Origin of the sequence: Nonomuraea fuscirosea (assembly GCF_003001935.1) — a bacterium.
Taxonomy (GTDB): domain Bacteria; phylum Actinomycetota; class Actinomycetes; order Streptosporangiales; family Streptosporangiaceae; genus Nonomuraea; species Nonomuraea fuscirosea.
On the sequence record NZ_PVNG01000013.1, the window covers coordinates 277704 to 292692 of the forward strand.

Annotated in this window: 17 protein-coding genes; 5 read left to right on the top strand and 12 right to left on the bottom strand. The window is 72.8% G+C overall.

Translation table 11 applies throughout. The annotated features are described in order from the left end of the window. Positions 1-43 precede the first annotated feature (43 nt). The 3 genes from B0I32_RS29470 to B0I32_RS29480 are packed head-to-tail and all read left to right on the top strand — an operon-like array spanning position 44 to position 3133. Complete coding sequence (locus B0I32_RS29470; RefSeq protein WP_106245294.1) at positions 44-1366, top strand: ABC transporter substrate-binding protein; 1323 nt, start codon at positions 44-46, stop codon at positions 1364-1366. Beyond that, entirely contained in the window at positions 1356-2315 is a 960-nt protein-coding gene (locus B0I32_RS29475; protein WP_106245295.1) for a carbohydrate ABC transporter permease, read from the top strand. The genes B0I32_RS29470 and B0I32_RS29475 overlap by 11 nt, the downstream gene beginning before the upstream one ends. A gap of 2 nt (positions 2316-2317) precedes the next feature. Then, positions 2318-3133: a carbohydrate ABC transporter permease gene (locus B0I32_RS29480; RefSeq protein ID WP_106245297.1), complete on the top strand. Its 816-nt coding sequence runs from the start codon at positions 2318-2320 to the stop codon at positions 3131-3133. Between the two features lie 35 nt (positions 3134-3168). On the opposite strand, the gene B0I32_RS29485 is transcribed toward B0I32_RS29480, so the two are convergent. From B0I32_RS29485 to B0I32_RS29525, 8 genes are all read right to left on the bottom strand, one after another. Then, the gene (locus B0I32_RS29485; RefSeq protein ID WP_106245430.1) at positions 3169-4413 is read right to left on the bottom strand and encodes an NAD(P)/FAD-dependent oxidoreductase; all 1245 of its coding nucleotides are present in this window, start codon (positions 4411-4413) and stop codon (positions 3169-3171) included. Between the two features lie 111 nt (positions 4414-4524). Continuing rightward, positions 4525-6087, bottom strand: a complete 1563-nt coding sequence (locus tag B0I32_RS29490) for a PucR family transcriptional regulator (protein ID WP_106245432.1) — start codon at positions 6085-6087, stop codon at positions 4525-4527. A 55-nt stretch (positions 6088-6142) separates the two neighbouring features. Then, the gene (locus B0I32_RS29495) at positions 6143-6484 is read right to left on the bottom strand and encodes a TraR/DksA family transcriptional regulator (RefSeq protein ID WP_106245299.1); all 342 of its coding nucleotides are present in this window, start codon (positions 6482-6484) and stop codon (positions 6143-6145) included. 89 nt (positions 6485-6573) lie between these two features. Then, entirely contained in the window at positions 6574-7350 is a 777-nt protein-coding gene (locus B0I32_RS29500) for a rod shape-determining protein (RefSeq protein WP_106245301.1), read from the bottom strand. A 412-nt stretch (positions 7351-7762) separates the two neighbouring features. Continuing rightward, the gene (locus B0I32_RS29505) at positions 7763-8140 is read right to left on the bottom strand and encodes a hypothetical protein (RefSeq protein WP_146178353.1); all 378 of its coding nucleotides are present in this window, start codon (positions 8138-8140) and stop codon (positions 7763-7765) included. A gap of 250 nt (positions 8141-8390) precedes the next feature. Next, positions 8391-9071, bottom strand: a complete 681-nt coding sequence (locus tag B0I32_RS29515) for a HEAT repeat domain-containing protein (protein WP_106245305.1) — start codon at positions 9069-9071, stop codon at positions 8391-8393. Positions 9072-9076: 5 nt separating this feature from the next. After that, a complete protein-coding gene (locus B0I32_RS29520; RefSeq protein ID WP_146178354.1) occupies positions 9077-10180 on the bottom strand; it encodes a WXG100-like domain-containing protein in 1104 nt (367 codons plus the stop codon). Then, positions 10171-10491: a hypothetical protein gene (locus B0I32_RS29525; protein WP_106245309.1), complete on the bottom strand. Its 321-nt coding sequence runs from the start codon at positions 10489-10491 to the stop codon at positions 10171-10173. Before B0I32_RS29525 ends, B0I32_RS29520 begins: the two co-directional genes overlap by 10 nt. Positions 10492-10628: 137 nt before the next feature. Here B0I32_RS29525 and B0I32_RS29530 point away from each other — a divergent pair, with 137 nt between their 5' ends. Beyond that, a complete protein-coding gene (locus B0I32_RS29530; RefSeq protein WP_106245311.1) occupies positions 10629-11018 on the top strand; it encodes a YbaB/EbfC family nucleoid-associated protein in 390 nt (129 codons plus the stop codon). A 10-nt stretch (positions 11019-11028) separates the two neighbouring features. Then, complete coding sequence (locus B0I32_RS29535; protein WP_106245313.1) at positions 11029-11460, top strand: YbaB/EbfC family nucleoid-associated protein; 432 nt, start codon at positions 11029-11031, stop codon at positions 11458-11460. Positions 11461-11541: 81 nt separating this feature from the next. On the opposite strand, the gene B0I32_RS29540 is transcribed toward B0I32_RS29535, so the two are convergent. The 4 genes from B0I32_RS29540 to B0I32_RS29555 form a co-directional block, all read right to left on the bottom strand. Beyond that, the gene (locus tag B0I32_RS29540) at positions 11542-12291 is read right to left on the bottom strand and encodes an SDR family oxidoreductase (RefSeq protein ID WP_106245314.1); all 750 of its coding nucleotides are present in this window, start codon (positions 12289-12291) and stop codon (positions 11542-11544) included. Positions 12292-12456: 165 nt separating this feature from the next. After that, positions 12457-12843 carry a MerR family transcriptional regulator gene (locus B0I32_RS29545; RefSeq protein ID WP_106245316.1) on the bottom strand — a complete coding sequence of 129 codons (387 nt, stop codon included), beginning with the start codon at positions 12841-12843 and terminating at the stop codon, positions 12457-12459. After that, positions 12840-14387: a DHA2 family efflux MFS transporter permease subunit gene (locus B0I32_RS29550; protein WP_219912047.1), complete on the bottom strand. Its 1548-nt coding sequence runs from the start codon at positions 14385-14387 to the stop codon at positions 12840-12842. The genes B0I32_RS29545 and B0I32_RS29550 overlap by 4 nt, the downstream gene beginning before the upstream one ends. Continuing rightward, entirely contained in the window at positions 14384-14965 is a 582-nt protein-coding gene (locus tag B0I32_RS29555) for an NADPH-dependent FMN reductase (protein ID WP_106245317.1), read from the bottom strand. Before B0I32_RS29555 ends, B0I32_RS29550 begins: the two co-directional genes overlap by 4 nt. Positions 14966-14989: the final 24 nt, after the last annotated feature.

The following is a 14989-nucleotide window of genomic DNA, read 5'->3' on the forward strand; positions in this document are numbered from 1 at the left end:
CGACGCGCCCCCGATTGAGGAGACCGGATTGAGGAGAGAAGTCATGCCCAGGATGACGAGACCGGCCAGGCGCGCGGCGGCCGTGGCGCTCAGCGTCACGACGGCGTTCGCGCTGACGTCCTGCGCGGGCGCGAGCAGCTCGGGAGGAGGTACGGCGCCCAAGATCGAGGTGTCGACCACCATCCCGCAGGACCCGGTGACGCTCACCCTGGCCTACAGCAACGACCCGCCCACGAAGACGCTCATCGACGGCTTCACCAAGAAGCACCCGAACGTCACCATCAAGCCCCAGATGACGCCGTTCAACGACTACATCAAGTCCATCAAGCTCTCGATGTCGTCCGACTCGGCGCCGGACATCGCCCAGTACAACCCGGGCGCGATGAACTCCCTGGTCCCGGCCGGTCTCATCCTCGACCTGAGCCCGTGGTCCCAGGCGTACGGCTGGAGCGGGAAGTTCCCGCCGGCCAGCCTGGAGGTGCTCAGCTCCGACAAGTCGGCCAAGCAGTTCGGCACCGGCAGCCTGTACGCCGTCCCCGGCGGCCTGTCGGTGCTCGGCGTCTTCTACAACAAGAAGATCGTCACCGAGGTGCCGAAGACGCTGGCCGACTTCGAGACCGCGATGGCGAAGGCCAAGGAGGCCGGCCGGACCCCGCTGAGCATGGGCGCGCTCCAGGTGGGCGGCTTCCAGCTGTGGAACGCGCTGCTCAACGTGACCGGCGACGTCGACGCCTACCGGTCGTGGGTGTACGGCAAGCCGGGCGGGACGATCGTGAACCCGGCCGCGCGGCAGGCCGCCCAGACCATCACCGACTGGGCCAAGAAGGGATACATCCCCTCAGGGGCGAGCGCCACGTCGGACCCCGACGCGCTGGCCGGCTTCGCCAAGGGCGACACCGCGTTCGTCATCACCGGCAACTGGGCCGCCCAGACGCTGGAGACGGAGATGAAGGACGACGTGGGCTTCTTCCTGATGCCCACGCCGTCCGCGGACAAGCCGGCCCAGGTCGCCTCGGGCGCGAGCGTGGCGTACGCGATCTCGGCGAAGTCGAAGCACCCGAACGTGGCGGCGGCGTTCCTCGACTACCTGAGCTCGCCGGAGGCGGCGAAGATCGAGTTCGACGGCGGGTTCATGCCGGTCGACACGAAGGCCGAACTCGGGGCCACAGGGCTGCGCGGCGACATCGCGAAGGTCTTCGCGCCGGTGGCGCAGGGCAACGGGATCGTGCCGTTCCCCGACTACGCCTCCCCCGGCATGATCGACAAGCTGACTCCCGGCATCCAGGGCCTGATCAACAGCAAGATGACGCCCGACGCGTTCCTGACGTCCCTCCAGGAGTCGTGGGAAGCGCATCATGGCTCGTGAGCCGAGCACGGCCGTCTCCCCGCCGCGGGCCGCTCCCGCCCGCGGCGCGGAGACGGCCGGCGGCCCCGCCCGCCCGCCGCGCCGGCTGGGACGGCGGGCGCGGGGCTGGCTCTACGTGCTGCCCGCGCTCGCGGTCTACCTCGGCTTCGCCATCTGGCCGGCGCTGAACACGCTCCGCCTGTCGCTCCTCACCTGGGACGGCATCCTGCCGCCGGTCTGGGCGGGCTTGTCCAACTACGTCAAGATCTTTCAGGATGAGGCGCTGTACGAGGCCATCCTGCACAGCCTCGCCCTGATCGTCTTCTTCTCGGTCATCCCCATCGGCGTCGGCCTGCTCATGACGGCGCTGCTGATGGGCAAGGTGCGCCGGGGCATGACGTTCTTCCGCATCGTCTTCTTCCTCCCCCAGGTCCTGCCGCTCGTCGCCGTCGGCATCACCTGGCGCTGGCTCTACAGCGAGAACGGCGCCGTCAACCAGCTCCTCGACGCGATCGGGCTGGCCTCCGTCACCCGCGCCTGGCTGGGCGACTACGGCCTGGCCCTGATCGCGCTCGGCCTCATCGGGACGTGGGTCATGAGCGGCCTGTGCATGATGCTCTTCCTGGCGGGCGCACAGAAGATCGACCCGTCCCTGTACGAGGCGGCCCGGCTCGACGGCGCGGGCGCGCTGCGGCAGTTCCGGCACGTCACCGTGCCCGGGGTGCGCAGGGAGATCACGGTCGCCGGCGTGATCACCACGATCGCCGCCCTGGCCAGCTTCGACCTCGTCTTCGTCACCACCAACGGCGGCCCGGCGGGGCAGACCAACGTGCCCGGCCTGCTCGTCTACCGGCTGGCCTTCAACGAGGGCGACATCGGCGGCGCCAGCGCCCTGGCGGTCGTGCTGACCGTCATCGTGATCGCGGTCGTCTCCGCCGTCCGATACTTCACCAGGGATGAGGAGCGTTGAGCATGCGCGGCGGTGTCAGTCTCCGGTACGGCGTCCTCGTCCTGCTGGCGGTGATGGTCTTGGTGCCCTTCGCCGGCATCGTGCTGGCCGCCCTGCATCCGTCGGGCGCGCAGCTCGACGGGCTGAGCATCCCCGACCGGTGGTCGTGGGAGACTTTCGCGCTGGCCTGGGAGCGGGGCAACTTCACCAACCTCATGCGCTCCAGCGTGCTGATCGCGGTCTTCGTGGTGCCGCTCGCGGTGGTGATGGCCACGCTGGCCGGCTACGGTCTCGCGGTGCTCAGGGTGTGGGGCCACCGGACGTTGTCGTTCGCGTTCGTGATGGGGCTCACGCTGCCGATCGAGGTCATCGTGGTGGCGCTCTACTTCAACCTGCGCGAGGTCGGCCTCACCGACTCGTACGTGGGCGTCATCCTGGCCGAGGCGGCGCTGTTCATGCCGTTCGGGGTGTACTGGATGCAGACGCACTTCTCGAACGTGCCCGAGGAGCTGATCGAGGCGGCCCGCATCGACGGCGCCAGGGATCTCGTGGTGCTGGCGCGGGTGCTGCTGCCGATCTCGTGGCCCGCGGTCACCACGCTGTCCGTGCTGTACTTCATGTGGTCGTGGAACCAGTTCATGCTGGTGCTGGTCATGATGCAGGACCCGGACCGGCGTACGGCGCCGAGCGGGCTGGGGCTCTTCGTCGGCCAGTACACGACGGACATCCCGCTGCTGGCGGCGGCCTGCCTGATCGTCATCGCGCCGATCGTCGTCGTGTACCTCGTCTTCCAGCGCAGCTTCGTCAGCGGCATCACCCAGGGCGCCATCAAGGGCTGAGGAGGCCGGCCGCGCTGTGCACGCGGACGGGATCCTCAGCGGAGGGGGTCGAAGTCGGCCAGGGCGGCGGGCTGCTTGCCGGTGGTGATCTGCTCGGCCAGCAGCCGGCCGGTGATCGGGCCGTGGGCCATGCCCCACATGCCGTGCCCGCCCGCGACGTACACGGTGGGGGCGATCGTCGCGCCGACCAGCGGCCGTCCGTCCGGGGTGACGGGGCGGGGGCCGACCCAGACGTCGGTACGCTCCTCCCAGCGCACCCCGCGCAGCAGCGGCTCGGCGGAGGCGATGATGGCGTCCAGCCGGGCGGGCACCTGCGGGGCGTCGGGGTCGCGGAACTCCATCGTGCCCGCCACCCGCAGCCCGTCGCGGTACGGCGTGCAGGCGACCCGCACGTCGGGCAGGTAGATCGGGCCGGGCACCGGGTGGTCGACCGGCACGGTGAAGGAGTAGCCGCGGCCCGCCCGCACCGGCACACGCACGCCCCACTGCCTGGCCAGGCGCGGCAGCCAGGCGCCGGTGGCCAGCACCACCGCGTCGGCGGACAGCACCGTGCCCTTGGCGGAGCGGACGACGGCCTTCCTGTCGTCGGTGCGCACCTCGTCGACCTCGACGGCGTACACGGTCGCGCCGCGCTTCATCACGGCCTGGCCCAGGGCGTGCACGAACGCGCCCGGGTCGACGTAACGCTGCCCGTCGAGGCGTACGCCCGCCGTCAGCGCCTCGCCGGCCAGCGGGACCTGCTCGGCCAGCCGGTCCCGGTCGAGCACGGTGTGCTCGACCCGCTGCCCGGCGTCCTGGAGCCGGCGCAGCTCGCGCAGCAGGCTACCGGCCTGGCGCGGCGTGCGGAACGCGGCGGTGATGGGCGCCGCGACGACGGGCGCGGACACGCCGTTGGCGGCGAGCACCTCGTACGCCTCGACGGCCTCGTCGTTGAGCGGCAGGTTGGCCCGCGCCGCGCGGGTCCACGACGCCCACCGGCTGTTGGCGGCGAACCGGGCCAGGAACGCCCACAGGCCGGGGTCGAGGCTGGCGGGCACGTGCAGCGGCGCCGCCGGGTTGAGCAGCGAGCGCAGGCCGTAACGCAGCACGGCGGGCTCGTTGAGCGGGACGGCCAGGCCCGGCGCGATCCAGCCGGCGTTGCCCCAGGACGCGCCGGCCGCCACGCCGCCGCGGTCGACCACGTCGACCCGCACGCCACGCTCCTGCAGGAACCAGGCGGTCGACAGGCCCACGATGCCCGCGCCCACCACGACCACCGACCGCGGCCAGTTGCCGCTCATGACGTCCTCCAACGCTCCAGGTGATTACCGCTGCCGTGGACAGCATCACCCCGGCGGCGGCCGGCGGCGTTGTGGGCGGACGACAATCGCGGCGCCGCCGTTGTGGACGGGCTACAACCGGAGTTCGTCCTCCATGGCCGCCAGCATGATCGTCATGGCCAGCCGCTGGCGGGCGTCGTCGAGGTCGAGCGGGGTGAGCTCGGCCATCTTGCGCAGCCGGTTGCGGACGGTGTTGGGATGCACCTGGAGGCGCTCGGCCGCCAGGGTGAGGTCCCCCTGGGACTCCAGCCAGGCCCGCAGCGTGGGGACGAAACGGGTGCCGTGCCAGGTGTCGTGCCGCAGCAGCGTGCTGACCGGCCCGCGCGCGGGCGTCCTGCCGGTCCGCGCGGCGGCGCGGAGCCGGCGCAGCAGCAGGTCGTCCCAGGACTCGTCATAGGCGGGCGGGACGGAGCCGGGTGCGGCGCTCTCATGCAGTGCCAGGCACTCGTCCGCCTCCTGGCGGCCGGCGGGCAGCTCCGCCACCTCGGCGGGCGCGCCGATCCCGGCCGCGACGCGGACCCAGGCGGGCAGTTCGGCGCGCAGCGCGGTGATCCACTGCCGGGCCGCGCCGGCCTCTTCCGCGCGCAGGACGGTGTAGAGCGTGTCGCCGAGCAGCGCGCTGCGTCCCGGCCGCGACCAGCCGAAGCCGGTGGTGGCCTGCTCGAAGGCGAGCAGCAGCGCGGCGTGCCGGTCGTCGGCGGTGTCGGCGCGTACGGCGATGACGCGCAGCCCCTGCGGCGCCAGGCCCAGCCGGCTGGCCGTCGTCGCGGCGTCGGCGCTGCCCTCCAGCAGCCGGATGACCAGGTCGGACTCCACCTGCCGTTCGAGGTCGGCGCTGGCGCGGGAGCGCAGCAGGTGCAGGGCGACGGTACGCGCGCCGTCGGCCAGGGCGCGGCGGTGGGCGCCGGTCAGCGGACTGGCGCAGCCGATCCACACCGAGCCCAGGAGTTCGCGGCCGGCCCGGACCGCCACCACCATCCGCCCGGTCAGGCCGTTCGCGGCGTCGGCGGGCACGAACACGGGCTCGTCCGTCGCCGCCAGGTGCGCGAACACGCCCCGCCGCTGCAGCAGCTCGCGCAGCCGGTCGGGGACGCGCCGGCCGAGGATGGTCTCCAGCCTGGCCGGATCGCCGCCCTCCTGGGAACGGGAGTAGGCGAGCACCCGCGAGTGCCGGTCCTCGATGGTGACCGCGCCTCCGACCACGTCGGCCAGGTTGTCGGCCAGGGCGAACAGGTCGGTCGGGCCCCGGCCCGAGGCGGTCTCGCGGCTCTCCAGCACCAGGCCGTACACCATGCCGGCCAGCTGGCTCCACGAGACGGCGGGGTCGGCCAGCAGCACGGCCACTCCGTGCCGGTCGCCGAGCGCGGCGGCCTCCCGTTCGAGGTCTCCCTCCTCTCCGGCGGCGGCCGCCTCGGGGCGGACCAGGACCGCCGTGGCCTTGGCCGCGGCCGCCCACCGTACGGCCTCGCCGAGGCCGGGAGCACCGACGGCCAGCAGCAGGTCGCCCGCGGCGTGGCGGTCGGCGGTCTCCGGCATCGCCACGCCGCGCAGCCACATCGTGCGCGCCTCGGGACGGCCGCACAGGCGCACGCCGTAGCCGCCGAGCACGTTCACCAGACGGTCCAATGTGATCATCATCAGCTCCGGGTCGCCGGAAGGGGGCGGGGGCTCCCCGCCCCCTTCCGTGAGGTCAGGCGGCTTCGCGCCGCCGCTGGCAGTCGATGCAGGTACGGGCCAGCGGCCGGACCTTGAGCCGCTCGAACGGGATGGCCCTCTCGCAGTTGGCGCAGCGGCCGTACTCGCCGTTCGTCAGCCTGGCGAAGGCCTGGGACAGCTCGGCGATGGCCCGCTCGGCGGTGGTGATCGAGACGATCAGCTCCTGCCAGGTGCCGTCGGCGCCGCTGCCGTCCTGCTCCTGGACGCGGAGGCTGCTCAGTTGTCTCGTCCGCTGCTCCAGCTGCTCCTCCAGGTCCTGGCGGAGCGCCTGGAGCTGGACGGTGCTGAGGTGTGGCGTCGTGTGACTGTCGGTCATGACCAGGTGGTCCTTTCTGCGAAGGGTATGCGTCACGTACGTGCGGGGCGAGGTGCCCCGCCCGCGAAGGTGTCCCGCGTCGCGGCCGGTCAGCGGGTGGACAGGGTCAGGCCGGAGGCCAGCTCCGGTTGCAGGCAGAGCCGCATCAGGCCGCGGATGGTGGCGTGCTGCGGCTGGGGCGCCGCGCTGACCGGCAGCCGCAGCGCGGCGCGCAGCCGGCGCAGTAACAACTCCTGCTGCGCACCACCGCCCGTCACCAGCAGCCCCCTGGCTTGCGCGGCCGGGCGCGCGTCCTCGGGCAGGCGGCGTCGCAGGCTCGCCGTCATGTCGACGACGCTCTCCAGCGCGTACGCGGCCAGCCCCGCGCCGGTCGTGGCACTGAGCTGGAGTGCCGCCGCGTCCGTCACGACTCCCGCGCGGATCACCACGGCCTCGACGATGCCCGCCCCGACGTCCAGCAGCAGGCAGGGACGCGGATCGAGCACGTCGATGCCGACGCCGACGGCGGCTGCCAGCGGCTCTTCCACCAGCCGCACCTCGCAGCCGGCGACGTCGGCGACCGCGGCCCGGACCGCCGCCCGGTCGCTGGGCGAGGCCGCCACCGGCACCCCGGCCAGCACCTGCTCCAGCGGCCGGGTGTCGTAGTGGCGGGTGTCCTGCACCGCCATGCGCACCAGCCGGAGGCAGGCGCCCGGGTCGGCCACCATGCCGTGCCGGATGGGCGAGGCCACGTCGGTCCGGCCGGAGCCGGGCGAGCGCCGCACGATGGCCGACGGCCGGTCGGCGATGGCTTGCCCGCCCGCGGCCAGCGACCGCGTCCGGGCGGTGCCCAGGTCGAGCGCCAGAAAGCGCCGAGCCGGACTCATCCCGCACTCCCCCGCGCCGCCGGACGGAACCGTACGGCAGGGGCATCGGCCGGGTGGAGCCGTGCGACACCCGCGCCTGCCAGGCGGAACCGGGCGGGGCGGGTGCCGGGATGCGCGGGCTTCCGGCGCGGATGAACTGGGACAGAGGCGACAACAGCCATGACGATGATCGACTCCTGACAACGTCAGCGGAACGGCGGCAGGCCGGAGCGGCCCCGTACGTGGGGGCGCTGGACGCAGGGACGACCTGCCCGTTTCTCCTGCCGGGGATGACGGCCGCGTGACGGCTTCACGGCGCGGCGGCACACCTGCGGACGGACACCGTCCAAGGCGTCAGGTGAGCGTGCGCGCAGCGCGCGTCACCGGACCCCGCGGCGCTGGTGGCGGCGGACTCCGGTGCGGAAGACGTCGGTTACGCCTGCGGCGGGCTGCGCGATCCCGCGGTGCGGTGCGCCAGTTGCTGGGGATCGCGGCGCGTGTCCGCGTCGGATCCGGGCGCCGGCAGCAGGGCCAGGTGGGCGAGGTCGGCCTGGCGCTCGCCGCGCAGGGGCGGCCAGAGCGACAGCACGTGGTGCTCGCGGGCGCTGCCCGCCTGCGGCGGCAGGCTGGACAGGTCGGTGCCGGATCCGCCCGCGCTCCACACGGGGCCGGCGGCCGAGGACTGCGCGGCCGCCGCGACGGCGTTGCTCGCCGGGGCGGTGGCGCTGGCCACGACCAGGGACAGCAGGACCAGGACCATCGCGCCGACATGCGCGATGGACCCTTGTGGTGTTCTCCACGGTCCCGTCATACGGCCGACCATAGCCCAGACCTCGGGAAAAGGCATGTCCATTGCCGCCCGGCGACGGAACCACCCGCTCGGCCGACGCCGGAAACGGCGCGGGCGTCGCGGAAGCAGGGCAGGGAGAGCTCGAACGGCACCGCGAGGGCGGCGTAGCCGCGGTCGGCCCCCAGGCGCTCGATCGTGACCTTCTGCGTCAGCGGCACGACGTTCCCGTTCATCCGAGCGCCCGGCTGACCCCGCGCCGGGGCGGGCATGCTCAGGCGGAGCCGCGCAGCTCGTTCAGCCGTTCCTCGGCGAACGAGCGGATCTCCTCTTCCTCGACCATGACCGCGTGCTCCAGCAGGTTGGTGTCCTGCTCGTCGGACAGGCTCGCGGCGGCCGCCGTCGCGAACAGCCGGCTCACCGCGTCGCCGTCCTCCAGCCGGTGGACGATGCCGGTCAGGTCGGGCTCGTCGCCGTCCTGGCGGATCAGCCACTCGGTCAGGTCCTTGAGCTGCCCGGGCGGCAGGCAGGCCGCTCCCGCCTCAAGCTGCTCGATCGACGCCTCGGTCAGGAATTCGAGCGCCTTCCAGCGGACCCCGCTCTCGGGATCGTGGCTGAGCTCGATCACCCGGGCGATGAGGGGCCCGTGCCGCTCGTCGGCGATCACCAGCGCCGCCGCGACGGCGTCGTACCGTACGCTGCGGATCGGGTGGGACAGCAGCGGCGGCAACTCCTCGACCAGCGGCGCGGCGAGGTCGGTGAGCTCGGACAGCAGCCAGGCCGCCGTCGGCAGGATCCGGTCGTCGCCGCTGTGCAGCAGCCTGACCAGGTTCTGGACGGGGAATCCCGCGTACAGCTCGCTGAGCAGATCGTTGGCCGCCGGGCCCACGAGGTCGGCGTCGCCCGGATGCGCGAGGATGCGCTCGATCAGATCCTCGCCCGTCTGCGTCGGCATGGGCTCTACCACCTCCTGTTCTTCTTCTGCTGCTCCCACTCGGCGTCAGTAGGGTAGCGGTCGGCTTGGGCCTGTGAGCTGCTGTTGTACGTGCCGCCGCTGGACTGGCCACCGCCGTAGGGGTCCTGGTCGTACTGCCGTTTACGAATGCTCTCGTCCAGATCGCGCAGCGCCTTCTCTTCTCTCTTGATCCGCTCGGCGTGCCCGACCTCGTAGCCCTTCCTCTGCTCCTCCGCCTTCCTGGCCTTGATGCTCTTCTCCAACATAGCCTTGGCCTTCTTGGCCTCCGCCTCGGTCATGCCCTTGGCGCTGCTGGGCGGATCGCCGTGGATCCTTCCGTCGTGGCGCGAGCCCTGGCCCGAGTTGCGGGAGAAGAAACCGCCGCTCCCCCGGTCGCTACCCCGGCCGCCGCTCCCTCTGCCGTTGTCCCGGCCGCGCCTGTTGTTGCGGCCCATCTTGGCGATGCCGTCCTTGACGGAACGGGGGCCGGTCGGGTTGCGCAGGCCGGACGGCCGCAGCGGGACCGCGCCGCGCGGGCCGGCCGCGGCCAGGCGGGGCCCTGGGGGCCGCAGGTCGTCCAGGATGCGGCGCATCGGCTCGGTGACCCGGCGGCGCACGATGGGGGCGATCACCTTGCCGGTGCCCTCGCTGCCCTCGCGCAGGATCTTCCTGACCGCCTGGCGCGAGGCCAGGATCCGGGCCGTCGCGACGGTCGCGCCGACCGCCCCGCCGAACGCCAGCGCCTTGGCCACCCCGACCGCGGTGAACACCGCCTGCGTGCCCGCTGCCACCTTCACCGCCGACACCACGGTGGCGGTGCCGTCCAGGGCCGCCGGCATCACCCGCATCGCCGCGTTCGCCTGCGCGACATGGCCGCCCTGGGCGCCGGTCCTGTTCCAGTGCGTCTCCATGCCGGCGGCGGACTGGCCACGGTAGACCTGCTGCGTGTTGCGGACCGCCGCGTCGGCGCCGCCCGCAGCCGGGGCCGTACCGGACTGCGCCGTACGCGCGGCGTTCCCCTCGGCCCTGACCTCGTCCTCGTTCATGTTCGGCCAGGGGCCGAGCATCTGCATGATCCCGGCCGCCGCCGGGGGAAGGACTACAGCCATGACCGGTCGAGCGCCTGGACGCTCTCGTTGCTCGCGGCCTCGCCCTCCTGCGTGTTCCGCATCACCGCGTGCAGGTTGTCGCCGGTGCCGGCGATCGTCCCCGACAGCCCGTCGAGCGCGGCCATCGACACCGCGCGGCACTCGGCGTACACGCTGGTGAACATGCCGAACAGACCGTCGTCCCCGAACGAGGACACCCCGTCGCCGCGCTCCTTCATCGGCGAGAGCGCGGCGTCGTAGTCCTCACCGTGGGCCCTGATCCGGGTGGCCTGTTGCCCCACCGCCCCCAAGGCGATCTCGAGTCCCGTCATGGCGCAGCACGATATCGTCACTTGTCAGGATCTTCATGATTTTTGTTGTTCATGAGACGTAAATCTCCGTGTAAAAACGCGGCCGGGTGTGTCTAGACTGGTCGGCCGTCCGCTCTCCTCACCGCCGGAGGTCCGACATGCGGCCACCCACACCCGACAACGACGATGAATACCTGCTCGAATACTTCGCCCAGGGCCAGCGGGTCATCCGCGACCTCCGGGAGGCGCAGGCCGCCATGCGGCGGGTTGAGGGTGTGGCCAGGAGCAAGGACGGGCTGATCGAGGCGGCCGCCGTCGGCGAGGGCGAGCCGACCCGGCTGCGCATCGACCCGAGGGCGCTGCGGCTCGAAGAGGCGGCGCTCGCCCGCGAGGTGACCGCCGTGCTCCGGGCGGCGCAGGACGAGGCGGCGCGCAAGGCGCAGGAGATCGCGGACGCGGCCGAGGGCGCCGCCACTCTCCCCCAGCCGCTCGACGAGACGTTCGTCCGCGGCCGGGTCGAGCAGGTCGCCCGCGACCTGCTCGGATGACCGCGCCCTGATGACCCGCCCCATCTCGTACGGCCCGCTCGTCGGGCACGGAGGAAGCAGCGTGCACGACCACCCCCGGTTCGACCCCGCCGACATCACCGACCAGCACATCGAGGAGATCGCCCGCCAGGGCGAGCGGGTGCTGGCCTGGCTGGAGACGGCGCAGGAGGACCTCGACCAGATCGTGGGAGCGGGCGAGACGGCCGGAGGCCAGGTCAAGGCGACCGTGGACGTGAACGGCCGCGTCCTCGCCGTCACCTACGGCCCCCGGGCGAAGCGGATGAACAGCCAGGAACTGGCCGAACAGACCCTCGCGGCGGTACGGGCGGCCCGCGCCGACGCCCAGAACCAGACGCACGAGCTCATGCGCGAGGCCATGCCGGACTTCGACCCGATCCAGGCGAACGAGCAGTTCCAGCGCCTCCTCTCCGCCTGGCAGTGACCCTGCTTCGCCAGGTGCCGAGGTCAGGATGGCCGGCCGGATGCCCAGTCGCGGCAGCACGAGCAGGGCACCGGCGCGCAGTCAGAGCAGGGTTCCGCCGGAGGCGTCCAGCCAGTGGCCGGTCACCCAGCGGCTGTCGTCGCGGGCCAGGAAGGCCACCGCGCCGGCCACGTCCTCGGGGGTGCCCACGCGGCCCAGGGGTGACAGCGACGACACCCAGGTCAGCGCGTCCCCGATGAGTCGGCCCTCGTGCATGTCGGTGTCGATGACGCCGGGCGCGACGGTGTTGACGGTGATCGCGCGCGGGCCGAGTTGCTTGGCGAGGGTCGCGGTGAGCACGTCGAGCGCGCCCTTGGACATGGCGTAGCTGATGGACTGCGGCATGAACGCGCCGCGGGTCAGCATCGTGGAGATGTTGATGATCCGGCCCCCGTCGCGCAGCCGGGGCAGGGCGAGCTGGGTGACGAAGAACGGGGCGGTGGCGTTGACCGCGAAGATCCGCTCGAACTGTGCTCTGGTGACGTGCTCGATGCCGGGCTCGTCGTTGAGGATGCCGGCGTTGTTGACCAGGATGTCCAGCTCGCCGGCGTGGGCGTCGAAGGCGGCCCACAGGCGGTCGGCGTCGCCGGGCGTGCCCAGTTCGGCCCGCAGGGCGAAGGCCTGCCCGCCGGCCGCCTCGATGGCGGCGACGGTTTCCGCGGCGGCCTTCTCGTTGCCGCCGTAGTGGACGGCGACGCGGGCGCCGTCACCGGCCAGGCGCCGGGCGATGGCCCGGCCGATGCCTCTGCTGGCGCCGGTGACCAGGGCGGTCTTGCCATGGAGAGTACGCATGTCGGCTTTCTGCTGTGGGTGAGGTGGAGGCCACCGCCGTCGTCCGGACGGCGGCGGGCACGGTCGTACACGGGATGGCGAGCGCAGTTGTACGCGCGGCGACGGGCGCGGTTGTACGGGCGGCCGGCGCCGGGGCGCCGGGGCGTCAGCTGCGAGGGCGGAGGGTCAGGTGCGCGGATCGTTCTGGAGGAAGTCCAAGGTGGCCAGTTCGTCCACGGTGGCCTGGAGCCGGTCGACGCGGGAACGGCCGATCCGGACGAGTTCCTCACCCGCGGCGAGCCACTGGTCGAGATCGCGGGAGAGGGGCGGGATGCCGGCCAGGATCTCGGCGCTCTCCTTGAGGGTGATGCCCACCCGTTGCGCGGCGAGGGCGAGTTTGATCCGGCAGATCGCGTCGACGGTGAAGCGACGGGCGTTGCCGCTGTTGCGGTGGGCGTTGATCACGCCGTAGCGCTCGTAGAAGCGGACGGCGTTGGCCGTCACCCCGGCGGCCTTGGCCACCTGCCCGACCGTGAGCGACGCCTGGAATCCGGGGTGGTCGGTGACGGTCATGTCCCACCTCTCGTCCTCGCGGCCGCCGGCTCTCGCCGGTCCAGTATCGCCGACGCCCGGCCCGGGGAGCGCAGCCGTACGAGCAGGGCCAGCGACATCAGGACGAGGGCCGCCGCCTGAGCCCAGCGCAGGGCGTCGGTGACGGCGACCGCCTGGGCGGCTCGCTCCGCCGTTCCCTGCCCGGCCAGGGCGGTGAGCGACGCGCCGCCGGTCGTCGCGGCGGTCAGCACCGTGAACAGCGCGCTGATCAGTACGGTGCCCATGCCGTTGGCGATCGTGCTCACCAGCGCCAGCAACGCCGAGCCCGAGGCCAGGTCGGGGCCGTGCAGATTCCTGCTGGAACCGGACATCGTCGGCATCATGATCGCACCGGTGCCCGCTCCCTGGACGAGTCCGAGCAGGCCGAGCAGCGGGTACGGGGTGTCCGGCCGCAGGATGATCGCCTGGACCACGCCGGACGCGATCGCGAGGCCGAGCCCGGTGCCGACGACCAGCCGGGGGCCGAGCCGTTCCAGCAGCCGGGCAGCGACCTGGAGGCTGAGGCCCATGCCGACCGCGCCGGGGATCATCAGCGCGGCCGTGACCGAGGCGCTGTCGAGCCGCAGCGTCTGCACGTACGCGGGCATCAGCAGGGCCGAGCCGAAGTACGGGGCCGCGTACAGGGCGAGCACCGCGGCGCCCCGGCCGAACGTCGGATCGCCGAACAGGCGGATCCGCAGCAGCGGCTCCGGATGGGTCAGCGCCCGGACGGAGAAGGCCGCGACCAGCACCGCGCCGACGGCCACCGTGGCGATCCGTGTCCAGGCCGCGCTGTCGTTCGCGCTGATCCCGTACGCCACCGCGACGATGCCCGGCACCAGCAGCATCGCTCCCGGCAGGTCGAGCCGGACCCGCTGCCGCGGCGCGGGATCGGCCGGCAGCCAGGCCAGCGTGCCCGCGGCTCCCGCCAGCGCCAGCGGCACGGTGAGGAAGAACAGCGCCCGCCACGAGCCGGTACCCAGGAGCGCCGCGCCGAGCACCGGGCCCAGGATCGGCCCGATGAGCAGCGGCAGCCCGGTGACCGCCACCATCCGGCCGCGCCGTTCCGGGGCGACCGCGCCGAACCCGATCGCCATCCCCAGCGGCGTCATCAGCCCGCCGCTGAGGCCCTGCGCCGCCCGCGCGCCGATCAGCCAGCCCAGGTCGCCGGCCGCGCCGGCGACGGCGGAGGCGACCGCGAACCCGGCCAGCGCCACCAGGTACACCCGCCGGGCGCCCCAGCGCGCGGCGAGCCCGGCGGCGAGCGGCATCGTCGTCACCATGCCGAGCGTGTACGCGGTGATGATCCACTGGACGGAGGTCAGCGAGGCGCCGAACGCCGCCATCAGCCGCGGCAGCGCCACCACGACGATCGTCGCGTCCAGCACCGCCATCAACCCACCGAACGCCAGCACGACCGCGACCCGCAGTTCCGTCCGCGTCAGCCCGCCCACCGCAGGCCGGGTCGGCGTGCTCACCTCCGACCGGGTCAGCTTGTCCACCCCCGGCCGGGTCGGCTCGCTCACTGCCGACCGGCCGGATCCGGGAGCCGGACGGAGCGCAACGCACTCGCCCACGTCCGCAACTCGTCCATCGTCACGTGCAGCGCCTGCACCGTGCCCGGCGGCGGAACGAACCGGCCGCCGGCGTCCAGGTGCTCCCACGCCATCGGGATCAGCACCGCCTCCCGGACCGTGGTGGCCCGCAGTTCGGGCATGACGCCGCGCAACTGCTCCACCGCCCTGATGCCACCGGAGGACCCGTATGCGACGAAGGCGACGGGCTTGTACGCCCACTCGGTGAAGTGCCAGTCGATCGCGTTCTTCAGCACCGCGGGAAAACTGTGGTTGTACTCAGGGGTCAGAAACACGAACCCGTCGGCGTCGGCCAGCCGCCCGGAGATCGGCGACCCGCCCGCCCCGCCAAGCTGCATCGCGTGCATCGGCAGCGAGACGGCGGCCAGGTCGATCAGGTCGAGTTCGAGCCAGTCGACCCCGGCGAGCTCGCGCTCCAGCCACGCGGCGAGAGAGTCGGCCATCCTGGGCGTGCGCACGCTCCCGATCACCACGGCGATACGGAGCCGGCCATCGATGTTGTCGGTCATGGTGACGACGCTAGAAGTTCGCCT